The sequence below is a fragment of the Stenotrophomonas sp. GD03680 genome (assembly GCF_029844625.1).
GTDB lineage: Bacteria > Pseudomonadota > Gammaproteobacteria > Xanthomonadales > Xanthomonadaceae > Stenotrophomonas > Stenotrophomonas maltophilia_P.
In genome coordinates, this window is sequence record NZ_JAOCKC010000032.1 from 1 (window position 1) to 21,631 (window position 21,631).

The window sequence follows — 21,631 nt, forward strand, 5'->3', positions numbered from 1 at the left end:
GCCAGGCCATGCCCGGCGAATCGCCAATGGCCAGAAACAGAACGGCCCCGCTTTCGCGGGGCCGCTCCGTTTCACGCAGACCGGGCGTGGCCCGGCACTACATCAGTCACGCACCGTGTGCGGCCAGCTGGCCCAGGCGCTGGACCGCGACCGAGACGGTCGGGTAGTCCAGGGTCTTCTGCTCGGCCAGTTCCGCCAGCATTGCCAGGGTGAAGCGCAGGCTGTTGTCATCGCGGCCCATCCATGCAGCCACCTTGGCCTCGGCACTGCCGCCCTTGGTGGCGAGCACCTGACCGGCCAGGTTGCGATGGTTGGCGGCCAGCTCGTCGCGCAGCACGCCGCGTGCCACCGCATGCCAACGGCCGTTGACTTCCAGCGCATCGACCTGCTCGAACAGCCACGGCAACTGCAGGGCATCGCCCAGGCGGAAGTGCACCTTGGACACGTCCACCGGCTTGAGCTTGCGGGTACGGGCCAGTTCGATGATGTCGAACGCCGGTTCCAGGAAGTGCAGCTCGGACAGCTGCTGTGCCAGCGCGGACGGCAGGCCCTTCTCCTTCCACTCGGCCACCAGCGCCTCGTAGGTCGGACGCTGCGAGTCCGGCAGCACACCCGACGCGACACGGATGTCGTTGAACGGGCCCTGATAGCGGTTGACCGCTTCAGTGATGCCCGGCATCGCACCCGGACGCGACAGCAGCCAGCGCACGAACGAACGCTGCAGCTTCCAGATCACCTCCAGCGCGTCGATCTGCACCGACTCCGGCACCTTGCCGTCGAGGGCGTCGATCTGCGCCCACAGCGCGCGCGCATCCAGCGTCTCGCGGCTGATGGTGTAGGCCTTGGCGACCTCGGCGATGGAGCGGCCGGTGTCTTCCTGCATGCGCATCAGGAACGTTGCGCCCATGCGGTTGATGGTCTGGTTGGTCACCGCCGTGGCGATGATCTCGCGCTTCAGGCGGTGACGCTCCATCGCATCGGCGTACTTCTTCTGCAGCGGCGTGGGGAAGTAGCGCAGCAGCTCCTTGGAGAGGTACGGATCTTCCGGAATATCCGACTCCAGCAGCTGGTTGAACGCCACCAGCTTGGAGTAGGACAGCAGCACCGACAGCTCCGGACGGGTCAGGCCCTGGCCGCGCGCCTTGCGCTGGGACAGCTCGGCATCGGACGGCAGGAACTCGATCTGCCGATCCAGCAGCCCCTGCTGTTCCAGGGTGCGGATGAAGTGCTGCTTGGAACCCAGGCGCTTGACCGCCATCCGCTCCATGAGGCTCAGCGCCTGGTTCTGGCGATAGTTGTCGTTGAGCACCAGGTCGGCGACTTCATCGGTCATCGAGGCCAGCAGCTTGTTGCGCTGGTCGACCGTCAGCTTCTTCGCCCGCACCACATCATTGAGCAGGATCTTGATGTTGACTTCATGGTCCGACGTATCCACGCCGGCCGAGTTGTCGATGAAGTCCGTGTTGAGCAGCACGCCGGCCTGCGCGGCCTCGATACGGCCCAGCTGGGTCATGCCGAGGTTGCCGCCCTCGCCCACCACCTTGCAGCGCAGCTCGCCACCGTTCACGCGCAGTGCGTTGTTGGCACGGTCGCCGACATCGCTGTGCTGCTCGCTGGCGGCCTTCACGTAGGTGCCGATGCCGCCGTTCCACAGCAGGTCCACCGGTGCCTTCAGGATCGCGCTCATCAGGTCGTTCGGCGACAGCGCCTTGACGTTCTCGTCCAGGCCCAGCGCTTCACGCACCTGGGGGGTGATCTCGATCGACTTCAGGCTGCGCGGGTACACGCCGCCGCCCTTGCTGATCAGCTTGGCGTCGTAGTCCGCCCAGCTCGAACGCGGCACGGTGAACATGCGCTCGCGCTCGACGAACGAGGTCGCCGCGTCCGGGTTCGGGTCAAGGAAGATATGGCGGTGGTCGAATGCCGCGACGAGACGGATGTGGCGCGACAGCAGCATGCCGTTGCCGAACACATCGCCGGACATGTCGCCGACGCCGACCGCGGTGAAGTCCTGGCTCTGGCTGTCACGGCCGAGCGCACGGAAGTGGCGCTTGACCGACTCCCATGCACCGCGCGCGGTGATGCCCATGCCCTTGTGGTCGTACCCCACCGAACCACCGGAGGCGAACGCATCGCCCATCCAGAAGCCGTGCGCGATGGCCAGGCCGTTGGCGATATCGGAGAAGGTCGCCGTGCCCTTGTCGGCGGCCACCACCAGGTACGGATCGTCCATGTCGTGCCGCACGACATCCACCGGCGGCACGATCTTGTTGTTGACGATATTGTCGGTGATGTCCAGCAGGCCCTGGATGAACAGCTTGTAGCAGGCCACGCCGTTGGCGAAGATCGCGTCGCGGTCGCCGTTCACCGGCGGGGTCTTGGCGAAGAAGCCGCCCTTCGCACCGACCGGCACGATGACGGTGTTCTTGACCATCTGCGCCTTGACCAGACCCAGCACTTCGGTACGGAAGTCTTCGCGACGGTCCGACCAGCGCAGGCCGCCACGGGCCACCGCGCCGAAGCGCAGGTGGGTACCTTCCACGCGCGGACCGTAGACGAAGATCTCGCGGTACGGACGCGGCTTCGGCAGGTCCGGCACCAGCGCCGAGTCGAACTTGAAGCTGATCACATGGCCGTGCTGGCCATTGGCGTCGGTCTGGTAGTAGCTGGTACGCAGGGTGGCATCGATCACGCCCATGAACGAACGCAGGATGCGGTCTTCGTCCAGGCTCGACACGCGGTCCATCAGCTTCAGCAACGCATCGCGCGCGGCCTGCATCTGCGCGTCGCGGTCACCCTTGCGGGCATCGACCACGGTCTTGAGCACCTTCAGGGTGGCCTCGTCGCCGGCGGCCAGCACATCGAAGTGAGCCTTCAGCTGGGCCTGGCCGGCCGCGATGTCGTCCTTGCTCTCGTGGCCGGTGGCCGGATCGAAGCGCGCTTCGAACAGTTCGACCAGCAGGCGCGCCAGCAGCGGATAGCGGGCGAACGTGCCTTCCACGTACGCCTGCGAGAACGGCACGCCGGTCTGCAGCAGATACTTGCAGTAGCCGCGCAGCATGGCGACCTGGCGCCAGTGCAGGCCGGCGGCCAGCACCAGGCGGTTGAAGCCATCGTTCTCGGCATCACCGTGCCAGACGCGGGCAAAGGTTTCGCCGAATGCTTCGTCGACGCTGGCGGCATCGATCTCACCGGCCGTCGATTCGACCTCGAAGTCCTGCACGTATACCGGAGCGTTGTCGACCGACAGGCGGTACGGGCGCTCGGCGATCACGCGCAGGCCCATGTTCTCCATCATCGGCAGCGCGTCGGACAGCGGAATGTCGTCCAGCTGGCGGTACAGCTTCAGGCGCAGGCCATCGCCGCTTTCGCGCGGCACCGCCTGCAGGCTCAGGCGCAGATCGTCCGGACCGGTCAGCGCGTCGAGCTGGCTGACGTCGTTGGCGGCAACTGCGGTGCTGTTGTCTTCGATGTAGCCGGCCGGCAGTGCCTTGCCGATGCGGGCCGCGATGCGCAGGCCTTCGCTTTCGCCATGACGGGCCACCAGCGCTTCGCGCAGGTCGTCCTGCCAGTTGCGCAGCACCTGGGCGAGCTTGCGCTCCAGTTCGGCGGTATCCACGTCAAGCATCTCGCCGGGCTTCGGGCGCACGATCAGATGCACCTGCGCCAGCGGCGATTCACCCAGCACCACCGAGCTGTCGACGTACTCGCCATGCAGCGCTTCCTTCAGCATCGCCTCGATGCGCAGGCGCACGTCGGTGTTGAAGCGCTCGCGCGGCAGGTAGACCAGCGCGGAGATGAATCGGCTGTACTTGTCACGGCGCAGGAACAGGCGGCTGCGCACGCGCTCCTGCAGGCCCAGCACGCCCATCGCGGTGCGGAACAGTTCGTCCTCGCTGGACTGGAACAGTTCTTCGCGCGGCAGGGTTTCCAGGATGTGGCGCAGTGCCTTGCCGCTGTGGCTGGACGCGGCCAGGCCGGACTGCTTCATCACGTATTCGTGGCGCTGGCGCACCAGCGGGATTTCCCACGGGCGGCGGTTGTAGGCACTGGAAGTGAACAGGCCGAGGAAGCGCTGCTCGCCGATGATCCTGCCCTTGGCGTCGAATTCCAGCACGCCGATGTAGTCCATGTAGCCGGCGCGGTGCACGCGGGAGCGCGCATTGGTCTTGGTCAGGATCAGCGCGTCCTTCAACCCCGACGTGGCGTTGAGGCCCTGGGCGGCGAGCGTCTTGACCGGGCGTGCGGCGGACTTGTCCTTGCCGCGCATCAGGCCCAGGCCGGTCTCGTTCAGCGGCGCCAGCACGTCTTCCTTGCCCTGCTTCTCGACGCGGTACTCGCGGTAGCCGAAGAAGGTGAAGTGGTTGTCGGCGGCCCAGCGCAGGAACTCCTGCGCTTCCCTGCGCGAGGCATCGTCGACCGGCAGCGCACGGCTGCCCAGATCGTCGGCCAGTGCCAGTGCCTTGTCCTTCATCGGCTGCCAATCGCGCACGATCGCCCGCACTTCGTCCAGCGCCTTGCCGATGGCCTGCTCGATGGCGGCCATGGCATCGGCCGGCTGGCGGTCGATCTCCAGCAGCATCACCGATTCGGCCTCGCCCTCGCCGACCTTGACCAGCTTGCCGGCCTTGTCGCGGGTGAAGCGCAGCACCGGGTGGCCGAGCACGTGCACGCCCACGCCCTGTTCGGCCAGTGACATGGTCACGGTGTCGACCAGGAACGGCATGTCGTCGTTGATGATCTGCAGCACGGTGTGCGGCGATTCCCAACCGTTCGCCTTCACCGTCGGATTGAACACGCGCACGTTGGCCTTGCCGGCCTTGCGGGCACGGGCGAACTCCAGCGTCTCGGCCGCGAGCGCGGCCCACTCTTCAGCGCTGTGGTGCGGGAACTCGTCCGCCTCCATGCGCTTGTAGAAGTCAGCGGCAAACGCCACTGCTTCGGCCTGGGCGGCCGCCGGGTAACGCTTGCGCAAGGCCGTGTATACCGGCTCCAGGGAGAAACCAGCGGTCACTGCGACCTCCGACTCAGCTGGTTTGGTCTTGTTTTTCACGGTCTTGGCTGCGGTTTTTTGCGGTTTCATGGCAGAGCGATGCGCTTGCTCAGTTGGGAAAATGAAATTGTAGCCCTCCCGCGCGAAAAGGCCTTGCTGCAGGACGGAATAAGCAGATTCGGGTTTGCTGCGGTTTAGACGCCTATTCAGTTCGCCCAGGTACGGAGCGAGCGGGGGGCGGCCGCCTTGCCGACAGGATCGGCAAAGCGTGTTACCGGAAGACACACGCGGGAACGTCGTTTCGATTCCACAATCCTGAACTGGACGGTATAGTCCACCGCGTGAACCCGGCCTACTTCCCCGTTGCCCTCGATGCGCGCGATGAGCGCGTGTTCGATGCCGTGCGCGAACTGCTGGCCCGGCAGGGCATGCAGATGAGCATGGATGCGGTGGCCCAGCAGGCCGGCTGCTCCAAGCAGACCCTGTACTCGCGCTATGGCAGCAAGCAGGAACTGCTGCGGCGGGTGATGCAGCGGCATGTGGGACACGCGACGGGGGCAATGCTGCGTGCACTCCGCAGTGACGACCTGCGTGCCAGCCTGTTGCAGTTCGCCATCGACTTCCTGGAGCATTTCAACCAACCGCATGTCGGCCAGGCCTGCCGGCTGATCGCTGCAGATGCCGCCCAGTTCCCCGAAGAGGCCCGGGCGCTGTACCGGCATGGTGCTGGCGCGCTGACACTTCATCTTTCTGAATGGATTGAAACCGTTTGCAGGCGTGGCCTGCTCCGGCATGACGACCCGCACTTCATGGCCGAACTGCTGCTGAGCATGATCGCCGGTCAGGATTTCGACAAACAGCGCTTCCATACCCCCCATCGTGATGACGCGCTCCTGCGTCGGCGCTGGGCAGAGTTCTCCGTCGACAGCTTCCTGCGCGCGTTTGCGCCGCAACCGTCGCCGGCCCCGTCTACAAACCAACCCCGGAGTTCCTCCTGATGACCGCCCCACTCCGCACCCTTGCCTTGACGTGCGCCGTTGCTGTCGCGCTGGCTGCCTGCAAGAAACCGGAACAGCAGACACCCCCGCCGCCGGAGGTGGGCGTGATCGATGCGAAGCCGCAGACCCTGCCGCTGCAGCGCGAGCTGGTCGGCCGCCTGTCGCCGTTCCGCAGTGCCGATGTCCGCGCACGCGTGCCGGGCGTGCTGCTCAAGCGCGTCTACCAGGAAGGCTCCCAGGTCAAGCAGGGGCAGACCCTGTTCCTGATCGACCCGGCACCGCTGCGCGCCTCGCTGAACGCGTCCGAGGCCCAGCTGGCGTCGGCGCGCGCCACCTACGCCAACGCCAAGGTGGCGGCCGATCGTGCCCGCTCGCTGGCACCGCAGCAGTTCGTCTCCAAGTCCGACCTGGACAACGCCGAATCGGCCGAGCGCACTGCGCTGGCCGCGGTCAAGCAGGCCGAAGCGGCGGTGACCTCCTCGCGGATCAACCTGGGCTACGCCGAAGTGACCGCGCCGATCAGCGGCGTGGCCAACAAGCAGCAGGTGACCGAGGGCGCACTGGTCGGCCAGGGCGACGTGACCCTGCTGACCACCGTTGACCAGCTCGATCCGCTGTACGTCAACTTCTCGCTCAGCGTGGACGAGCTGACCCAGCTGCGCGCGCAGCAGGCCAAGGGCGCCCTGGCCCTGGCCGGCGACGGCAAGGCCACCGTCAACGTGAAGCTGGCCGATGGCAGCACCTACAGCGAGCCGGGAACCCTCGACTTCTCCTCGACTACGGTCGACCCGGCCACCGGCGCGGTGTCGCTGCGTGCGCTGCTGCCCAATCCGCAGCAGATCCTGCTGCCGGGAGCCTTCGTCAGCTTCCAGGCCAACCTCGGCGAGCGCAACAATGCCTACCTGGTGCCGCAGCAGGCGCTGCTGCGCGACACCACGGGCGGCTACGTGATGGTGGTCGGTGCCGATGGCAAGGTGGCGCGCAAGAACGTCAAGACCGAAGGCGCACAGGGCGGCAACTGGCTGGTCAGCGATGGCCTGGCCGCCGGCGACAAGGTGATCGTGGCCGGCGTGCAGAAGGTCAAGGAAGGCAGCCCGGCCGTCGCCAAGCCCTGGACCCCGGGGCAGGACGCCGCCGGCAAGCCCGCGGCCGGCGGTGCCGGCCCGGCCGCACCCGCCGCTGCCGCCGACAAGGCTCCGGCCCAGACCGACGCAGCCGACAAGGCCGCGCCGGCCGCCACCGACTCGAACAAGCAGTAACGGGAACCTTCCGTCATGCCTAAATTTTTCATCGAACATCCAGTCTTCGCCTGGGTGGTAGCGATCCTGATCTCGCTCAGCGGCGTGATCGCGATCCTCAACCTGGGCGTGGAGTCCTATCCCAACATCGCTCCGCCACAGGTGACCGTCTCGGCCACCTATCCGGGCGCCAGCGCGGACACCACCGAAAAATCGGTCACCCAGGTGATCGAGCAGCAGCTGACCGGTATCGATCACCTGCTGTACTTCAGCTCTTCGTCCTCGTCCAATGGCCGCGCGCAGATCACCCTCACCTTCGAGACCGGTACCGATCCGGACATCGCCCAGGTGCAGGTGCAGAACAAGGTGTCGCTGGCGACGCCACGACTGCCGTCGGAGGTGACCCAGCAGGGCGTGGTGGTGGCCAAGGCCAATGCCGGCTTCCTGATGGTCGTGGCCCTGCAGTCGGATACGGCGGCGATCAACCGTGACGCGCTGAACGACATCGTCGGTTCGCGCGTGCTCGACCAGGTCTCGCGCATTCCCGGCGTCGGCAGCACCCAGCAGTTCGGTTCCGAGTACGCCATGAACATCTGGCTGAACCCGGAGAAGATGCAGGGTTATGGTCTCTCGGCCAGCCAGGTCCTGGCTGCCGTGCGTGCGCAGAACGTGCAGTTCGCCGCCGGTGCGCTGGGCTCGGACCCGTCGCCGGAAGGCCAGCACTTCACCGCCACCGTGTCGGCTGAGGGACGTTTCAGCTCGCCGCAGGAGTTCGAGAACATCATCCTGCGCGCCAATGCCGATGGCTCGCGCGTGCTGCTCAAGGACATCGCCCGCGTCGCCTTCGGTGCCAACAACTACGGCTTCGACACCCAGTACAACGGCAAGCCGACCGGTGCCTTCGCCATCCAGCTGCTGCCGGGCGCCAACGCCCTGAACGTGGCCGATGCGGTGCGCGCCAAGATGGACGAACTGCAGCCCAGCTTCCCGGCCGGCGTGACCTGGTTCTCGCCGTACGACAGCACGACCTTCGTCAAGATCTCGATCCAGGAAGTGGTCAAGACGCTGTTCGAAGCGGTGCTGCTGGTGTTCCTGGTGATGCTGATCTTCCTGCAGAACTTCCGCGCCACCCTGATCCCGACCCTGGTCATCCCGGTCGCCCTGCTGGGTACCTTCCTGGGCATGTGGATGATCGGATTCACGATCAACCAGCTGACCCTGTTCGCGATGGTGCTGGCGATCGGCATCGTGGTCGACGACGCCATCGTGGTGATCGAGAACGTCGAACGCATCATGAGCGAGGAAGGCCTGGCGCCGAAGCCGGCCACGCAGAAGGCGATGACCCAGATCACCGGCGCGGTGGTGGCGATCACCGTCGTGCTGGCAGCGGTGTTCATCCCGTCCGCACTGCAGGGCGGTGCCGCCGGCGAAATCTACAAGCAGTTCGCGCTGACCATCGCCATCTCGATGGCGTTCTCGGCCTTCCTGGCGCTGGGCTTCACCCCGGCGCTGTGCGCGACCTTCCTGAAGCCGACGCACAACGACAACCCGAACATCGTCTACCGCACCTTCAACAAGTACTACGACAAGATCAGCCACACCTACGTGGGCCACATCACCTCGGCGGTGCGCCATGCCCCGCGCTGGATGATCCTGTTCGTGGTACTGACCGCGCTGTGCGGCTTCCTGTTCACGCGCATGCCGGGCAGCTTCCTGCCGGAAGAAGACCAGGGCTATGCGCTGGCGATCGTGCAGCTGCCCCCGGGCTCGACCAAGGCCCAGACCAACGAGGTGTTCGCGCAGATGCGCGGCATTCTGGAAAAGCAGGATGGCTTTGAAGGCATGCTGCAGGTGGCCGGCTTCAGCTTCGTCGGTTCCGGCGAGAACGTGGGCATGGGCTTCATCCGCCTGAAGCCGTGGGAAGAACGCGAGTTCACCGCGCCGGAGTTCATCCAGAACATGAACGGCGCGTTCTACGGCATCAAGGAAGCGCAGATCTTCGTGGTCAACCTGCCGACAGTGCAGGGCCTGGGCCAGTTCGGTGGCTTCGACATGTGGCTGCAGGACCGCAGTGGCGCCGGCTACGAGCAGCTGACGCAGGCCCGCAACATCCTGCTTGGCCAGGCGGCGCAGAAGCCTGAAGCACTGGTTGGCGTGCGTCCGAACGGCCTGGAGAACGCTCCGCAGCTGCAGCTGCACGTGGATCGCGTGCAGGCGCAGTCGATGGGCATGTCGGTGTCGGACGTGTACAGCACCATCCAGCTGATGCTGGCGCCGGTGTACGTCAACGACTTCTTCTACGAAGGCCGCATCAAGCGCGTGACCATGCAGGCCGATGGCCCGTACCGCACCGGCCAGGAGTCGCTGAAGAGCTTCTACAGCCCCTCCAGCCTGACCACCAACGCCGACGGCACCAACGCGATGATCCCGCTGAGCACCGTGGTCAAGTCCGAATGGGTGTCCGCATCGCCGTCACTGAGCCGCTACAACGGCTATTCGGCGATCAACATCGTCGGCTCGCAGGCGCCGGGCACCAGCTCGGGTGAGGCGATGCAGACCATGGAGAGCATCGTCAACAACGACCTGCCGGCCGGCTTCGGCTACGACTGGTCGGGCATGTCCTACCAGGAAATCCTGGCCGGCAACGCAGCGACGCTGCTGCTGGTGCTGTCCATCGTGGTGGTGTTCCTGTGCCTGGCGGCGCTGTATGAAAGCTGGTCGATCCCGGTGGCGGTGCTGCTGGTGGTGCCACTGGGCGTGCTCGGTGCCATCGGCCTGTCGATGATGCGTGGCCTGCCGAACGACCTGTTCTTCAAGATCGGCCTCATCACCGTTATCGGCCTGGCGGCGAAGAATGCGATCCTGATCGTGGAGTTCGCGGTGGAGCAGCGTGCGGCGGGCAAGAACCTGCGCGATGCCACCATCGAGGCGGCACGCCTGCGCTTCCGCCCGATCCTGATGACGTCCTTCGCGTTCATCATGGGCGTGATCCCGATGGCGATCTCCAGCGGCGCCGGCGCCAACTCCCGTCACGCCATCGGTACCGGCGTGATCGGCGGCATGCTGTTCGCCACCCTGCTCGGCCTGCTGATGATCCCGGTCTTCTTCGTGGTCGTGCGGCGCATGCTCGGCGACAAGCTGGACGAGCCGTCGAAGGAATTCCTCAGCCGCCAGCGTGAGGGCGAAGCAGCGCATCGTCCGGATCGCTGATCCACCCTGCGCTGCAACGAAAAGGCCCCGGAGCGATCCGGGGCCTTTTTTGTTTATCGCGGGGGGATGCCAGAGCAGATCAGCGCAGCAGCGCGACCGCCACGCACACCGCCAGCAGAACCAGCGCGGCCCATTGCATGGGTACGAAGAAGAAGTGGTGGGCGCAGTTTCCCCTTTCTGCCGGGGAGTACGGTTGAGCCACAAGCCCAGCAGCACGTTCACGGTTGCACCAATGCCTGCCCCCAGCAGCACCTGGGGCAGCGGGATGTTGCCCCGGGGGCCATCGTGCGGGAAGAGGTAAGCCAGCAGCAGGATCGCTGCGATCGGCGTCACCAGTGTCAGGATTCCCCAACCTCGATAGATCATCTCTGCAGAACCTGTAAAAAAGGCCCTGCATTGGAACAGATCGGCATCGCCCGACCAACAGGCCCGTGCATGCAGGGCATGGATCTACCGGCTGCGCCGCTGTTGCAGCGGCGCAGCCGTTTCGACTCAGCGCAGCCCGGTCTCGTTGCGGGCGATCACCAGGCGCTGGATCTCCGAGGTGCCCTCGTAGATCTCGGTGATCTTGGCATCGCGGAAGTAGCGCTCCAGCGGCATTTCCTTGGAGTAGCCCATGCCACCATGGATCTGCACGGCCTGGTGGGTGATCCACATCGCCGCTTCGGACGCCGTCAGCTTGGCGATGGCCGCTTCATTGCTGAAACGCTTGCCCTGGCCCTTCACCCATGCCGCGCGCAGCGTCAGCAGCAGGGCTGCGTCCAGCTTGCACTTCATGTCGGCGATCTTGGCCTGGGTCATCTGGAAAGTACCGATCGGCGCGCCAAACGCCTTGCGCTCCTTCACATACTCCAGCGTCGCTTCATAAGCGGCACGGGCGATGCCGATGGCCTGCGATGCGATGCCGATGCGCCCGGCATCGAGCACGCCCATGGCGATCTTGAAGCCCTCGCCCTCCTGGCCCAGCACGTCTTCCGGCTGGGCGACGTAATCGTTGAATTCGATCTCGCAGGTCGCCGAGGCACGGATGCCCAGCTTCGGCTCGGTCTTGCCACGGCCGAAGCCGGCCTTTTCGGTGTCGACCAGGAAAGCCGTGATGCCACGCGCGCCCTTGTCCGGCTCGCTCATCGCGAACAACACGATGTACCGGGCCACCGGGCCGGAGGTGATCCAGCTCTTCTTGCCATTGATGACGTAGGTGCCGTCGGCCTGCTTGACCGCGCGGCAACGCATGGCGGTCGCATCCGAACCGGACTGCGGCTCGGTCAGGGCGAATGCACCGATGGCCTCGCCCTCCGCGATGGCGCGCACGTACTTCTGCTTCTGCTCCTCGCTGCCGTGGGTCAGGATGCCGTTGCAGAACAGCGAATTGTTGACCGACATGATGGTCGAATGGGCCGCGTCGCCAGCGGCGACCTCCACCATCGCCAGCACATACGCGATCGGATCCATGCCGGCGCCGCCGTATTCGGTCGGTACCTCGATGCCCATCAGGCCGTTCTCGCCCAGCAGGCGGATGTTCTCCAGCGGGAACTCGCCGGTACGGTCATGATGCTCCGCGCTCGGGGCGATCTTCTCCTGCGCGATGCGCCGCGCCACGTCCTGCAGCATCAACTGCTCTTCAGTAAAGCTGAAATCCACAACACCCTCCCGGGTACATGAGGTTATGGCCGCGCAGCGCGCGCCCAGGTGTGCCGATTGTACCGGGGCCCGGGGAGTTTCCATACGCCACCGACTTGACCACGGCGGCCGATCCAGCGAATATATCTCTATATCGCGATAGGTAGATATTCATGGATCTGGAAGACTGGTCAACCCGCCTGAAGGTGTTCGCCGATGCGACGCGGGTGCGCCTGCTGGCGCTGCTGGAGCAGGAAGAGCTGACCGTGGCCGAGCTTTCGGCGATCACCCGGCTGGCCCAGCCGCGCGTGTCCACTCACCTGGCGCGCCTGAAGGAAGCGGGCCTGGTCCGCGACCGCCGCGCCGGCGTGTCGGCCTACTACCGCTTCGACGAAGCGCAGCTGGATCCGGCGCAGCGCGCATTGTGGCATGCCTTGAGCAACGGAAGCGACGATCCACTGCTGCGACAGGACGCTGAACGGGTCGCCGCCGTGCTGGCCAGCCGCGCCGCGGACCAGAACTGGGCCGACAGCGTGGCCGGCGACATGGAACGTCACTATTCTCCGGGCCGCACCTGGGAGGCGCTGGCGCGTACCGCCCTGCCCCTGTTGGAAACCGGCGACGTGCTCGATATCGCGTCCGGCGACGGCGTGCTGGCCGAACTGGTGGCACCGCATGCCAAGCGCTACATCTGCATCGACACCAGCGCGCGCGTGGTGGCCGCTGCCAGTGAACGCCTGCGCCGCCTGCCCAATGTGGAAGTGCGCGAGGGTGACATGCATGCCCTGCCCTTCAAGGACCGCAGCTTCGACCTGGTGGTGCTGATGCACGCACTGACCTACGCCAGCAAGCCGGCGCAGGCCGTCACCGAAGCCGCGCGCGTGCTGCGCCCGGGCGGCCGCCTGCTGCTGTGCAGCCTGGCGCGCCACGAACACAAGGCAGCGGTGGAAGCCTATGGTCACGTCAACCTGGGTTTCAGCGACAAGGAACTGAAGAAGTTCGTCGACAAGGCCGGCCTGCAGGTTTCCAGCCTGGAGACGGTCACCCGCGAGAAGCGGCCGCCGCACTTCGAAGTGATCTCGCTGATCGCCAACAAGCCCTGAGTCCGGAATCATCATGCCCGTCCTGCCCTGGTTGCACCCCGAACGTGCCAATGCCCTGCTGGGCGCGCTGCGCGAGCGGATCCTGATCATCGACGGAGCGATGGGCACGATGATCCAGCGCCATGGCCTGCAGGAAGGCGACTACCGCGGTGAGCGTTTCGCCGATGGCTACGATCACCTGCACGGGCCGGGCTGCGACCACGCCGCGCCGCAGGGCCACGATCTGAAGGGCAACAACGACCTGTTGCTGCTCACCCGGCCGCAGGTCATCGCCGACATCCACACCGCCTACCTGGAAGCCGGCGCGGACCTGGTGGAAACCAATACCTTCAACGCCACCTCGGTCAGCCAGGCCGACTACCACCTCGAGCATCTGGTGTACGAACTGAACAAGGCCGGCGCCGCCGTGGCCCGCGCCTGCTGCGATGCCGTTGAAGCCACCACGCCCGGCAAGCCGCGCTTCGTGATCGGCGTGCTTGGCCCCACCAGCCGCACCGCATCGATCAGTCCCGACGTCAACGATCCGGGCTTCCGCAACACCAGTTTCGATGAGCTGCGCGACACCTACCGCGAAGCCATCGATGGCCTGATCGACGGCGGCGCGGACACCCTCATGGTCGAAACCATCTTCGACACGCTCAACGCCAAGGCGGCGCTGTATGCGGTGGAGGAAGCCTTCGATGCGCGCGGTGCGCGCCTGCCGGTGATGATCTCCGGCACGATCACCGATGCCTCCGGCCGCACCCTGTCCGGCCAGACCGCCGAAGCCTTCCACGCCTCGCTGGCACACGCGCGGCCCCTGTCGATCGGCCTGAACTGCGCGCTGGGTGCCGATGCGATGCGCCCGCATGTCGAAACGCTGTCGCAGGTTGCCGACTGCCATGTCAGCGCGCATCCCAATGCCGGCCTGCCCAATGCCTTCGGCGAGTATGACGAGACCCCCGAAGAAATGGCGGCGACCCTGCGCGGTTTCGCCCGCGATGGCCTGCTCAACCTGGTCGGCGGCTGCTGCGGGTCCACCCCCGACCACATCCGTGCCATCGCCCAGGCGGTGGCCGGCCTGCCACCGCGTGTCCTGCCGGACCGCCAGGACCAGGCGGCATGAACGTCGCCGCCACCGTTCCGCACTTCCCGCCCTGCCGTTGCTGAGCCACTGCCTGCCATGACGCCTGTCCGCCCCACCCGCCTGTCCGGCCTGGAACCGCTGGTCATCACCCCGGACCTGCTGTTCGTCAACGTCGGCGAGCGCACCAACGTCACCGGCAGCGCGCAGTTCCGCAAGCTGATCAAGGAAGGCCGCTACGAGGAGGCCGTGGACGTGGCCCGGCAACAAGTGGCCAGTGGCGCGCAGATCCTCGACGTCAACATGGACGAGGGCCTGATCGACTCCGAGGCGGCGATGACCCGCTACCTCAACCTGATCATGTCCGAGCCCGACATCGCCCGCATTCCGGTGATGGTCGACTCGTCCAAATGGAGCGTGATCGAAGCCGGCCTGAAATGCCTGCAGGGCAAGAGCGTGGTCAATTCGATCTCGCTGAAGGAAGGCGAGGCCCTGTTCCGCGAACACGCGCGCAAGGTGCTGCGTTACGGCGCGGCAGCGGTGGTGATGGCGTTCGACGAAAGCGGCCAGGCCGACACCTGTGCGCGCAAGGTCGAGATCTGTACGCGCGCCTACCGCATTCTGGTCGATGAGATCGGCTTCCCGCCACAGGACATCATCTTCGACCCGAACATCTTCGCTGTCGCCACCGGCATCGAGGAGCACGACAACTACGCGGTGGACTTCATCGAAGCCACGCGCATCATCAAGCAGACCCTGCCGCACTGCCGCGTCTCCGGCGGCGTTTCCAACGTGTCGTTCTCGTTCCGTGGCAACGAAACGGTGCGCCAGGCGATCCATTCGGTCTTCCTGTACCACGCCATCGCCGCCGGCATGGACATGGGCATCGTCAACGCCGGTGCCATGCCGATCTATGACGAACTGGAGCCGGACCTGCGCGAGCGCGTGGAGGACGTGATCCTCAACCGCCGCCCCGACGCCACCGAGCGCCTGCTGGAGATTGCCGAACGCTACAAGGGCAGCAAGGGCAAGGTGAAAAGCGAAGACATGGCCTGGCGCGCCAAGCCGGTCGAGCAGCGCCTGGCCCACGCCCTGGTGCACGGGCTGGATGCGTTCGTGGAAGAGGACACCGAGCTGGCACGGCAGGCCTCCAGCCGTCCACTGGACGTGATCGAAGGGCCGTTGATGGATGGCATGAACGTCGTCGGCGACCTGTTCGGTGCCGGCAAGATGTTCCTGCCGCAGGTGGTGAAGTCGGCCCGCGTGATGAAAAAGGCGGTGGCCTACCTGCTGCCCTATATCGAGGCGGAGAAGGCCCGCAGCGGTGACACCGCCAAGAGCAACGGCCGCATCATCATGGCCACCGTGAAAGGCGATGTGCACGACATCGGCAAGAACATCGTCGGCGTGGTCCTTGCCTGCAACAACTTCGAGGTGGTCGATCTGGGCGTGATGGTGCCGGCGCAGAAGATTCTCGATGCGGCCCGCGAGCACAAGGCCGACCTGATCGGCCTGTCCGGGCTGATCACGCCGTCACTGGAGGAAATGAGCCATGTCGCCCGCGAGATGCAGCGCCAGGGATTCGACCTGCCATTGCTGATCGGCGGTGCCACCACCTCGCGCGCGCACACGGCGTTGAAGATCGACCCGCACTACCATGCCCCTACGGTGTGGGTGAAGGATGCCTCGCGCGCGGTGGGCGTGGCCCAGTCGCTGATCTCGCGCGACCTGCGCGCGGGCTTCGTTGCTGCCAATGAAGCCGACTACGCCGAGATCCGCGCCCGTCACCGCAACCGTGGCGATGCCAAGCGGCTGGTCTCGCTGGAGCACGCGCGCGGCCAGAAATTCCAGGGCGGCTGGGACAGTTATGTGCCCCCGGTTCCGAACCAGCCCGGACTGCATGTGTTCGAAGACTATCCCCTGTCGGAACTGGTCGATTACATCGACTGGACGCCGTTCTTCCAGGCCTGGGAACTGGCTGGCAAGTTTCCGGCCATCCTCACTGACGAGATCGTCGGCACCCAGGCCAGCGAGCTGTACCGCGACGCCCGGGCGATGCTGGCGTGCATCGTCGCGGAGAAGTGGCTGACCGCCAAGGCGGTGTTCGGCCTGTGGCCGGCCAACAGTGTCGGTGACGATGTCCGCGTGCAGCATCCACAGGGCGAGACCACCCTGCACTTCCTTCGCCAGCAGGTCGACAAGCCGGCCGAGCGCCCCGACTTCTGCCTGGCCGATTTCATCGCACCGGCCGACAGCGGGCGACAGGACTGGATCGGTGCGTTCGCGGTCACCGCCGGTATCGGCATCGATGCCCATGTCGCGCGCTTTGAAGCCGAGCACGACGATTACAACGCGATCCTGCTCAAGGCCCTGGCCGACCGCTTCGCCGAAGCACTGGCCGAACGCCTGCACCAGCGGGTGCGCACCGAGTTCTGGGGCTATGACCGCACCGAAGCGCTGGACAACGATGCGCTGATCGACGAGAAGTATCGCGGCATCCGGCCCGCCCCCGGCTATCCAGCGTGCCCGGAGCACAGCGAGAAGCGCCGCCTGTTCGATCTGCTGCAGGCGGAAGCCAACGCGGGCATGACGCTGACCGAGAGCTTCGCGATGCTGCCCACCGCGGCCGTCTCCGGCTACTACTTCAGCCATCCACAGAGCCAGTACTTCGTGGTCGGCCGCCTCAGCCGCGAACAGGTGGGCGACTACGCGCGGCGCAAGGGCGTGGATCGCGCCCAGGCCGAGCGCTGGCTCGCATCCAACCTCGACTACGATCCCGAATAGACCGCGCAGAAACAGCAACGCCGGGCATTGCCCGGCGTTTCCGATCACTGCGGTGCAGGCTTACCAGACCAGGTCATCCGGCACCTGGTACTGCGGATCGGCGTAGGGATCGTCCTCGGCCGGGGCATCCGGATCGACCTTCAGCGCCACCGAGGCCGCGAACACGGCTTCGGCCTGGTTCAGCACCTCGGCGGTGACCAGCAGATAGCGGCCATTGAGCTGCACCACGCCCAGCTCGCCGGCATTGAGCGCGGTCAGCTGTGCCGCGGTGACATAGATCCGCTTGATCTTGCCGCCATACGGGAAGTGCCGCGCGATGTCGGCCGCCTCGTCATTCAGGCCCTTGTCCTTCAGCAGTTCTTCCAGCTTCGCCTTCGCCTCGCGGCGCCGGCGCGCTTCCTCCTGCTTCAGGCGCTCGGCTTCGATGCGCTCTTCCTTCTCCTTCTGGGCACGGATGGCATAGGCCTTGGCCAGATCCATCTCCTCGGCACTGCGCGGCCTGCGCGGGCCCTGTCCACGGTGCTGCCCCGGCTTGCCCGGCGCACCACCGGGACCGCGACGCTCACCGGGCGTGTGCTCGCCCTTGCCTGCGCCCTGCGGCTTTCCATTGCCGTTGCCGCCCTTGCCCTGCGGGCGGCCATCACGGCGGGGGCCATCATTCTTGCGCTCGGGCTTGGGCGCGGGCTTGAAGCCCAGGCCCAGCAACTGGTCGCGGAGGGTATCGCTCATAGATAAGGGTATGGATCAGTAGTGCGGCGGCGGCGGTTCGCTCGCCGGATCGGAGGAATTCAGTGCGTTGCGGACCTTGCCCAGGTCTTCCAGCAGCACGCGCAGCACATCGGCGTTGCGGGTGCCCTGCATCCGGGCATCGGCCAGTGCGTCGCTCAGTTCGGCCAGCGCGTGTTCCTGGAAGGACACACGCATCTCCAGCTCGACCAGGCGCGCTTCCAGCGCCTGCTCGCGTTCGGTCGGCAGCTCAGACATGCAGTGAACGCCCCCGGCCGATGCCGTAGTACGCCAGGCCCGCCGCTTCGACCTCGGCGGGGTCGTACAGGTTGCGGCCGTCGAACACGACCGCGTCCTTCAGCCGTTCGCGCAGCATCGAAAAATCAGGGCTGCGGAACTGCTTCCATTCGGTCACCACGATCAACGCATCGGCGCCCTGCAGCGCGTCATCGGCGCTGTCACAGAACACCAGATCATCGCGCTCACCGAAGATGCGCTGGGCTTCGTGCATGGCTTCGGGGTCGAACGCACGTACGGTCGCCCCACCCTCCCACAGCTGCGCCAGCAGGCGGCGGCTGGAGGCCTCGCGCATGTCGTCGGTATTCGGCTTGAAGGCCAGCCCCCACACGGCGAACGTCCTGCCGCGCACGCCCTCGTCCTCGCCCTTGTCGTAGTGGCGCTGGACCAGGGCGAACAGGTGGCCCTTCTGCGCATCGTTGACCGCTTCCACCGCGTTCAGCAGCTTCGGCTCCAGGCCGCTCTGCTGGGCGGTGCGGGCCAGCGCCTGCACATCCTTGGGGAAACACGAGCCACCGTAACCGGCGCCCGGATAGATGAAATGCCAGCCGATGCGCGGGTCCGAGCCGATCCCCTGGCGGACCTGCTCGACGTCGGCGCCGACACGCTCGGCGATGTTGGCGATCTCGTTCATGAACGAAATCTTGGTCGCCAGCATCGCGTTGGCGGCGTACTTGGTCAGCTCGGCCGAGCGTACGTCCATCTCCACCACGCGGTCGTGGTTGCGGTTGAACGGTGCATACAGGCGACGCATCACCGCCACCGACTCGTCGCTGGTGGCACCGATGATGATGCGGTCCGGTCGCATGCAGTCGGCGACCGCGTCGCCTTCCTTCAGGAACTCCGGGTTGGAGACCACATCGAAGGCGATGTCGGCGCCGCGCGCCGCGAGTTCGTCGGTGATCGCTGCACGGACCTTGTCGGCGGTGCCGACCGGCACCGTCGACTTGTTGACCACCACGGTCGGCACGCTCATGTGCCGGCCGATGGTGCGGGCCACGGCCAGCACGTACTGCAGGTCGGCGCTGCCATCCTCGTCCGGCGGTGTGCCCACGGCGATGAACACCACCTGGCCATGCGCGATCGCCGCGGCCGCATCAGTGGTGAACGCCAGCCGCGCCGCAGCGTGGTTGGCCTTCACCATCGGCTCCAGGCCCGGCTCATAGATCGGGATGATGCCCTGGTTCAGGCCATCGACCTTGCCCTGGTCGATATCGACGCAGATCACCTGGTGGCCGACATCGGCCAGGCAGGTGCCCGTCACCAGGCCGACGTAACCGGTACCGAAAATCGCAACGCGCATGTCCGTGCAGGCTCCGTGGTGGCTTACGGCAGGACGCCCAGCAGTTCGACGTCGAAGGTCAGCGTGGCGTTCGGACCGATCGGGCCGCCCGGGGTGCCGTTCTCACCGTAGGCCAGCTCGCCCGGGATCCAGAAGCGGTACTTGGAGCCGACCGGCATCAGCGCGACGCCTTCGGTCCAGCCCTTGATCACCTGGTCCAGGCCGAACTCGGCCGGGCCACGGCTGGCGGAGCTGTCAAAGACGGTGCCGTCGAGCAGCTTGCCTTCGTAGTTCACGCGCACCTTGCTGGTCGGCAGCGGACGCTCGCCGCTGCCCGGGCGGATCACCTGGTACTGCAGCCCAGAGGCCGTGGTCACCACGCCCGGCTGGGTCTTGTTCTTGGCCAGGAATGCATTGCCTTCCTGACGGTTGGTCTGTGCAGCCTGGGCGGCCTTGGCCTGCATTTCGGCCTGCTTGGTGCCCATGAACGCCTGGATGGTGGCCGTGGCGTCAGCCTCGGTCATCTTCGGCTGGCCCTTGCTCAGACCAGTGCTGATTGCGTCAAACAGCGACGCAACGTCAATGTCGTCCTTCAGCTGTGCCAGCGACGGACCCACCGAGTAGGAGCCGATCATCTGTGCGACCTTCACCCGATCGACCTTCGGCGGCTGAGAGCCCGGCGCAACGCCCGGCACCTGCTGGCCGCTGCGGGCCATCACGACCTGGCGCAGGGCGGCATCGGTGGCCTTGGCCTGCTCCTGGGTGATCTGCGGCTGCAGGCCTTCGAACGAACGCTCCACGGCCGTGCGCAGGGCAGCGACGTCGATTTCATCGGCGATCGGGGTGAACGACTTGGCGACATCCAGGCCGATGGCGTAACCGAGCTTCTGCTTGGGGGAATTCAAGGTTGCGGTCTCCTTGGCGGCTGCGGGGGCCGCCGGTTGTTGCGACAGAGCGACACCCGAAGTGCCCATCGCCAGAATCAGAACCGACGCCGCTGCGCCGCGCATTCCCATCTTCATTCGCTGCATTCCTGGAAGTGACTGGGCGCCGACGTCGGCGCGAAAAGAAGCATTGTCGCACGCATGCCGTCGATGTCGAGGCATCCGTGCCGGATATCAACGCGTGGCGGCGGGCGCGGCCAGTGCCTTGTCGATGGCCGCGATCAGCTGCGGATCATCCGGCGTGACCTTGCTGGCGAACTGGGCGATGACCCTGCCGTCGCGGCCGACCAGGTACTTGTGGAAGTTCCAGCCCGGCGCCACGCCGGTTGCCGCGGTCAGGCGCTGGTACAGCGGGGTGGCCTGCGCGCCGACCACGTGGACCTTCTCGAACATCGGGAACTTCACGCCATAGGTCAGCGTGCAGAATTCCTGGATCTGCGCTTCGTCACCGGGTTCCTGGCCCTTGAAATCGTTGGACGGGAAGCCGAGGACCGCGAACCCGCGGCGTGCATAGCGCTGCTGCAGCGCTTCGAGGCCTTCGTACTGCGGCGTGTACCCGCACTTGCTGGCGGTATTGACCACCAGCAGCACCTGGCCGTGATAGCGCTGCTGCAGGTTGACCTGCTGCTTGCCGGCCAGGGGCCGGTAGTCCACATCCAGCAGATCGGCGGCCAGGGTGAGGCCGGGAAGGGCCAGCCCGGCCAGCAGGGTCAGCAGGGAAAGACCGCGCAGGCGGCGCGGGAAGACGGTCGGCAGGGGCATCGGAGCGGTCCGCGGTGGCCATTCACAGGGCCCGGCCGGTGGCGGCCGGGAATCGGCCGAACTATAGCACCGGCCCCGGGGGCACCCGGCCGCGCGATCGCCCCGGCGCTTTGCGCGGATTGGCGGCAACGCAGCCGGGGCCAGAAGCTGGCCGGTGCTTGACATAGCATGGACGCAGCTGAATGGAAGCGACGCGACGGCCTGCGCCCGCCGGGCATCATTCCGCATTCAAATCAATGGCTTGCAGAATTGCGTCTGTGCCATGACACCCCCTGCCATCAGTTGGGTCATGTCGGGGGTTGCACGTCGGCGTGCCGGTGTTATAGTTGCATACAACACCAGTCACCTGAGACAGGGGGTATGCCATGAACACCCGGATGCATCGCAACGTCACCGCTCCCGCGATCACCGCCGTTTCGACCCTGCTGGTGATGGCGTGGCTGGCCTCGCCACGCGCGCCCACCGCCCCCTCTCTGTCCGATACCCCGCAGGACGCGCCCACTCCCACGGCCGGGACGCCGGAAGCTTCACCCTCCCCCCCGCGTCGGCTGCACAGCTCCCTGTCCATGCCGTATTTCTCGTTCGCACAGCCGCTGACCCCACGGAGCTGA

14 protein-coding genes and 1 pseudogene are annotated in these 21,631 nt (G+C 66.2%); 7 read left to right on the forward strand and 8 right to left on the reverse strand.

The annotated features are described in order from the left end of the window. Positions 1-106: 106 nt before the first annotated feature. Positions 107-5,083, reverse strand: a complete 4,977-nt coding sequence (locus N5J29_RS18190) for an NAD-glutamate dehydrogenase domain-containing protein (protein WP_164152498.1) — start codon at positions 5,081-5,083, stop codon at positions 107-109. A 251-nt stretch (positions 5,084-5,334) separates the two neighbouring features. Between N5J29_RS18190 and N5J29_RS18195 the strand changes: the two genes are divergently transcribed. From N5J29_RS18195 to N5J29_RS18205, 3 genes are read left to right on the forward strand one after another with little or no spacing between them, the layout of a single operon-like run. Beyond that, positions 5,335-5,991 (forward strand): TetR/AcrR family transcriptional regulator, encoded by a 657-nt coding sequence (locus tag N5J29_RS18195; protein ID WP_053515419.1) that lies wholly within the window; start codon positions 5,335-5,337, stop codon positions 5,989-5,991. After that, positions 5,991-7,250 (forward strand): efflux RND transporter periplasmic adaptor subunit, encoded by a 1,260-nt coding sequence (locus tag N5J29_RS18200; protein WP_053515418.1) that lies wholly within the window; start codon positions 5,991-5,993, stop codon positions 7,248-7,250. The genes N5J29_RS18195 and N5J29_RS18200 overlap by 1 nt, the downstream gene beginning before the upstream one ends. 15 nt (positions 7,251-7,265) lie before the next feature. After that, positions 7,266-10,439 carry a multidrug efflux RND transporter permease subunit gene (locus tag N5J29_RS18205; protein WP_164152500.1) on the forward strand — a complete coding sequence of 1,058 codons (3,174 nt, stop codon included), beginning with the start codon at positions 7,266-7,268 and terminating at the stop codon, positions 10,437-10,439. Positions 10,440-10,518: 79 nt separating this feature from the next. Here the strand turns inward: N5J29_RS18205 and N5J29_RS19285 are convergent. After that, positions 10,519-10,805 (reverse strand): annotated as a pseudogene (locus N5J29_RS19285) (hypothetical protein). Positions 10,806-10,931: 126 nt separating this feature from the next. Then, positions 10,932-12,080 (reverse strand): acyl-CoA dehydrogenase family protein, encoded by a 1,149-nt coding sequence (locus tag N5J29_RS18210; RefSeq protein ID WP_053515412.1) that lies wholly within the window; start codon positions 12,078-12,080, stop codon positions 10,932-10,934. A gap of 152 nt (positions 12,081-12,232) precedes the next feature. Here N5J29_RS18210 and N5J29_RS18215 point away from each other — a divergent pair, with 152 nt between their 5' ends. The 3 genes from N5J29_RS18215 to metH are packed head-to-tail and all read left to right on the forward strand — an operon-like array spanning position 12,233 to position 17,009. Then, positions 12,233-13,162, forward strand: coding sequence for a metalloregulator ArsR/SmtB family transcription factor (locus tag N5J29_RS18215; protein ID WP_053515410.1), 930 nt, complete (start codon positions 12,233-12,235; stop codon positions 13,160-13,162). A 13-nt stretch (positions 13,163-13,175) separates the two neighbouring features. Further along, on the forward strand, positions 13,176-14,267 hold the full coding sequence (locus N5J29_RS18220) for a homocysteine S-methyltransferase family protein (protein ID WP_065176054.1): 1,092 nt from the start codon (positions 13,176-13,178) through the stop codon (positions 14,265-14,267). Between the two features lie 57 nt (positions 14,268-14,324). After that, complete coding sequence (metH, locus tag N5J29_RS18225; RefSeq protein ID WP_164152502.1) at positions 14,325-17,009, forward strand: methionine synthase; 2,685 nt, start codon at positions 14,325-14,327, stop codon at positions 17,007-17,009. Positions 17,010-17,069: 60 nt separating this feature from the next. Here the strand turns inward: metH and N5J29_RS18230 are convergent, their stop codons facing one another. The 5 genes from N5J29_RS18230 to N5J29_RS18250 form a co-directional block, all read right to left on the reverse strand. Beyond that, a complete protein-coding gene (locus N5J29_RS18230) occupies positions 17,070-17,738 on the reverse strand; it encodes a DUF2058 family protein (protein ID WP_164152504.1) in 669 nt (222 codons plus the stop codon). Between the two features lie 15 nt (positions 17,739-17,753). Continuing rightward, a complete protein-coding gene (locus N5J29_RS18235; protein ID WP_053515402.1) occupies positions 17,754-17,993 on the reverse strand; it encodes a SlyX family protein in 240 nt (79 codons plus the stop codon). After that, the gene (locus tag N5J29_RS18240) at positions 17,986-19,335 is read right to left on the reverse strand and encodes a UDP-glucose/GDP-mannose dehydrogenase family protein (protein WP_053515400.1); all 1,350 of its coding nucleotides are present in this window, start codon (positions 19,333-19,335) and stop codon (positions 17,986-17,988) included. The genes N5J29_RS18235 and N5J29_RS18240 overlap by 8 nt, the downstream gene beginning before the upstream one ends. Before the next feature lie 23 nt (positions 19,336-19,358). Continuing rightward, positions 19,359-20,336, reverse strand: coding sequence for an FKBP-type peptidyl-prolyl cis-trans isomerase (locus N5J29_RS18245; protein ID WP_065182910.1), 978 nt, complete (start codon positions 20,334-20,336; stop codon positions 19,359-19,361). A gap of 96 nt (positions 20,337-20,432) precedes the next feature. Next, positions 20,433-21,020 (reverse strand): glutathione peroxidase, encoded by a 588-nt coding sequence (locus N5J29_RS18250; RefSeq protein ID WP_053515396.1) that lies wholly within the window; start codon positions 21,018-21,020, stop codon positions 20,433-20,435. Positions 21,021-21,385: 365 nt separating this feature from the next. On the opposite strand from N5J29_RS18250, the gene N5J29_RS18255 reads away from it, so the two are divergent. Beyond that, positions 21,386-21,631, forward strand: a complete 246-nt coding sequence (locus tag N5J29_RS18255; protein WP_065176058.1) for a hypothetical protein — start codon at positions 21,386-21,388, stop codon at positions 21,629-21,631.

Excerpts from the sequence above, each read along its gene's own strand:
- N5J29_RS18190 (WP_164152498.1), bottom strand. The coding sequence starts at position 5,083 with ATGAAACCGCAAAAAACCGCAGCCAAGACCGTGAAAAACAAGACCAAA.
- N5J29_RS18200 (WP_053515418.1), top strand. The coding sequence starts at position 5,991 with ATGACCGCCCCACTCCGCACCCTTGCCTTGACGTGCGCCGTTGCTGTC.
- N5J29_RS18205 (WP_164152500.1), top strand. The coding sequence starts at position 7,266 with ATGCCTAAATTTTTCATCGAACATCCAGTCTTCGCCTGGGTGGTAGCG.
- N5J29_RS18215 (WP_053515410.1), top strand. The coding sequence starts at position 12,233 with ATGGATCTGGAAGACTGGTCAACCCGCCTGAAGGTGTTCGCCGATGCG.
- N5J29_RS18220 (WP_065176054.1), top strand. The coding sequence starts at position 13,176 with ATGCCCGTCCTGCCCTGGTTGCACCCCGAACGTGCCAATGCCCTGCTG.
- metH (WP_164152502.1), top strand. The coding sequence starts at position 14,325 with ATGACGCCTGTCCGCCCCACCCGCCTGTCCGGCCTGGAACCGCTGGTC.
- N5J29_RS18230 (WP_164152504.1), bottom strand. The coding sequence starts at position 17,738 with ATGAGCGATACCCTCCGCGACCAGTTGCTGGGCCTGGGCTTCAAGCCC.
- N5J29_RS18235 (WP_053515402.1), bottom strand. The coding sequence starts at position 17,993 with ATGTCTGAGCTGCCGACCGAACGCGAGCAGGCGCTGGAAGCGCGCCTG.
- N5J29_RS18240 (WP_053515400.1), bottom strand. The coding sequence starts at position 19,335 with ATGCGCGTTGCGATTTTCGGTACCGGTTACGTCGGCCTGGTGACGGGC.
- N5J29_RS18245 (WP_065182910.1), bottom strand. The coding sequence starts at position 20,336 with ATGAAGATGGGAATGCGCGGCGCAGCGGCGTCGGTTCTGATTCTGGCG.
- N5J29_RS18250 (WP_053515396.1), bottom strand. The coding sequence starts at position 21,020 with ATGCCCCTGCCGACCGTCTTCCCGCGCCGCCTGCGCGGTCTTTCCCTG.
- N5J29_RS18255 (WP_065176058.1), top strand. The coding sequence starts at position 21,386 with ATGAACACCCGGATGCATCGCAACGTCACCGCTCCCGCGATCACCGCC.